1 protein-coding gene and 3 pseudogenes are annotated in these 3,385 nt (G+C 46.2%); all 4 read right to left on the minus strand.

Going from position 1 to position 3,385, the window contains the following annotated elements; genetic code table 11:
* Nucleotides 1–114: 114 nt before the first annotated feature.
* Nucleotides 115–1,065: pseudogene (locus NDI33_RS27685) on the minus strand (response regulator); the annotation flags it as partial.
* A pseudogene (locus NDI33_RS27690) lies at nt 1,062–2,534 on the minus strand (ATP-binding protein); the annotation flags it as partial. The pseudogenes NDI33_RS27685 and NDI33_RS27690, both read right to left, overlap by 4 nt.
* 555 nt (nt 2,535–3,089) lie before the next feature.
* Entirely contained in the window at nt 3,090–3,287 is a 198-nt protein-coding gene (locus NDI33_RS27695; RefSeq protein ID WP_190676049.1) for a hypothetical protein, read from the minus strand.
* A pseudogene (locus tag NDI33_RS27700) lies at nt 3,280–3,385 on the minus strand (IS1 family transposase); the annotation flags it as partial. The gene NDI33_RS27695 and the pseudogene NDI33_RS27700, both read right to left, overlap by 8 nt.

The following is a 3,385-nucleotide window of genomic DNA, read 5'->3' on the forward strand; positions in this document are numbered from 1 at the left end:
TAGCTCCGTATACGGCATACCAACTCCCCAGTGTCTTGATGCTGATCTACTCCCTTATTGTGCAATCTCGATTATGAACTGGCACACTACTTGACCATTCATGCAGGAGGTCTACTGGACAATCTCGCGGATGCGCTCAGCCCCAATCTTCATCGAACCCAGTAGTTTTGGCAGGTCTTCAACCAGAAACTCCAGGTCAATTGCCTGAGCCTCCTCCAGGATAGTTGGCCCCGGATTGGTTAATTCCTTGGTATAAAGATTCAGCAGGTACAGCAGGTCTTGGGTATAGCGCTCTGCGTGAGTAATATTGCCGTAGATAAAGTTGACCGGGTTATTCATTTCATGAGCAACACCGGCGACTAACTGTCCTAAACTAGCCAGTTGTTCGCTTTGGATCAGTTGACCTTGAGTCTGTTGGAGTTGGCGAAAGGCGAGTTCTAGCTGATGCGCTTGTTCTCGATAGCGTGCCTCTGATTGTTGTAATACTGCTTCTGTAGAAATCCGCTCTTGAATCTCTTGTTTCAGCAGAGCATTAGAGTGGGAAAGTTCAAGGGTTCTTTCCTCTACCCGTTCTTCTAATTCTTCTTTGAGCTGTAAGAGTGCTTTTTCTACCCTTGTACGTTCTTGAATTTCTTGTTCCAAAAGCACATTTTGTTCTTTCAGTTTCTTTGTTAAACTCTGGATACTCAGTTGGACAGTAATGCGAGCTAAAACTTCTTCATGCTGAAGTGGTTTAGTAATATAATCGACGGCTCCCAGGCTTAAACCTCTAACCTTATCTACCGTCTCGGAAAGCGCCGTCATAAAAATTACAGGGATATCTTTCGTTACTTGATTGGCTTTCAGTTGACGGCAAGTTTCAAACCCATCCATCCCCGGCATCAGTACATCTAATAAGATAAGATCCGGCAGGGCATATTACCCCTTTTGAATCGCACTTTCGCCATCCCGGGCTACCAAAATCTTGAAGCCGGAATCCGCCAAAAAGTCGAACAAAACCCCTAAGTTTATGGGAGTATCATCAACGATTAAGATTATGCCTTTGTGGGGAATTTCTTCGCTCATTTATTTTCTCTATATTGTTTGATAAAATCCAAGATTTGTTTTTCTTCAAAGCCCTTGGCTAATTGACGTAAATGGTTGGTAAAGGTTATCCAGTCCTGATTCATCTGTTCCAGTTGAGCGGCTCGCTTGGCAATCCCTCTAAGGTCGCCCATCATTGCGAAATCGAAGAGTGCCGCGATTTCCTCTACAGGCGGAGGCACCATCGCTTTTGCGGAAGGCTCGCGGAATTCTTCATTTTTAATTTCTTCATAAACCCATGACAGCCCCAAATAACCGCGTAACTTTTCTAAAAGCTCCTGGTTTCGGATGGGTTTAGGCAGGAAATCGTTACAACCGGCTTGAAAGCTCTGTTGTTGATCGCAATCAAAAACGCTGGCTGAAGTCGCAATCACAACGACCTTTAAGTCGGGTGACTTTCTGATTCGACGAGTGGCTTCTAAGCCATTGAGGGCGGGCATCATTAAGTCCATCAAAATTACATGGGGTTGCCACTCCTGTGCTTTGGTTATACAGTCCAAACCATCGGTGGCTTCCCTAATTTCAAAACCTAATGGCTCTAACATTTTTACTAGAATTGAGCGATTTTCCCATTGATCGTCGGCGATGAGGATTTTGCGCTTGTCGCCCAAGTAACCAATAATGGGGTGTTCATCTATTTGGGTGACATCTGCCCACTGGTCAACTAAGGGTAAATCTAAATCAAAGTAGAAAACGCTACCTTTACCTAAGATGCTGTTAACTTTGATTTCGCTGCCCATCATTTGCACTAATTGACGGCTGATTGCCAAGCCTAAGCCGGTGCCTTCGCTTTTGCGATCGCGCTCTCCGACTTGGTGGAAGGGTAAGAAGATTTCTTCTAATTGCTCTGGTGCCATACCGACGCCGGTATCTTCTACTTGAAACCGAAATGTTCCGTCTTGATAGCTGACTTGGAAGGTGACGCCGCCGGTGGTTGTAAATTTGATCGCGTTGCTAAGTAAGTTGATTAAGACTTGCCGCAAGCGTTTTTCATCGCCCTGGACGGCTAAAGGAAGTGGGGCGGTGGGTTGGTAAGTTAAGTAGATGTCTTTTTGTTGGGCACGAATGCGGCACAGTTCGACGATGCCTTCCAGGAATTGGGGAAAATGAAAGTGACTCAAGTGGAGTTCCATTTTCCGGGCTTCTATTTTGGAGAGGTCTAAGATGTCGTTGATCAGGGTTAATAGATGTTCGCCGCACTGGTGAATGACGCCTAAACCATCTTTTTGCGGCTCATTTAAGGTTTTGTCTCGTTTGAGGATTTGGGCATAGCCGAGGATACCGTTGAGAGGGGTTCTCAGTTCGTGGCTCATGTTAGCGAGAAATTCGCTTTTGGCGCGGTTGGCGGATTGAGCGGATTGTTCGGCTTTTCGGCGATCGCGTATTTCTTGTTGCAGCTTTAGCGTTCGCTTTTGAACTTTCGCTTCCAGCATCCGGTTGTAGTTTTCTAATTGCTCGTGGGAAAGTTTCAGTTGTATTTGCGATCGCTCTAGCGCTTCCTCAGCCCGCTGGCGCTCCAGTTCGGCGCTAACTCGTGCTGCAAAGAGGCTCATAATTGATTTTGCCCGTTGCTCCTGCACGAGGGGCTTATCATCGATAAAGCAAATATGACCAATTGGCTTACTGGATGTTGAATCTAAAAGGGCAACTCCCAGGAAACACTCTCCTCCCAAAGCCGCTAAAGCTTCGCCTTTGGGGAAGAATGACTGGACGTTTTGGGGATAGCAACTGATGCCGTTGTTTTCAACCAGAGTCTCTTGTGTAAAGATGCTTTCGCAAGGAGTATGGACTAAGTCGTACTCAAAGTTGTCACCCAATTTGTCTGAATTCCAAAAGGAAAGCACTTTGGCTCGGACAGGTGTATCGTCCTCCCAGGCGGAGGCTTCTGCCACGATAACGTAGCGAACTCCAAGCGCTGCGGCTAGATGCTGTGCAAACATCGGGTAGAAATCTTTGCCCGTAACTGAGGCGGTTCCGGCGATCAGATCCTGTAAGGCTTGTTCTGCTTACCTGCGCTCAATAATTTGGCTATTTAAATAAGTGAGAGAGTTGGTTAATTTATCTCGCTGTTCTCCCCGGATATCTGCTGAATTGACTTCTATTAAGGCTGAGTCGGAGAGGTTGCCACCTAAAGCTACGTGACTGGACTCCACAACTTTGACAGCTTCGCCTTCAGCATTAAAAATAGGGGTAGTGCTAAACACGTAATGATGCGTTGTAGTAGTGGATAAAGTACCAGATTGCCCCAATGTGATTCTCCAACGATTTGGAGAAAGACAAGGTTTTTCGCACCAACCGAGAC

Origin of the sequence: Trichocoleus sp. DQ-A1, from assembly GCF_039961955.1 — a bacterium.
Lineage (GTDB): Bacteria > Cyanobacteriota > Cyanobacteriia > Cyanobacteriales > FACHB-T130 > FACHB-T130.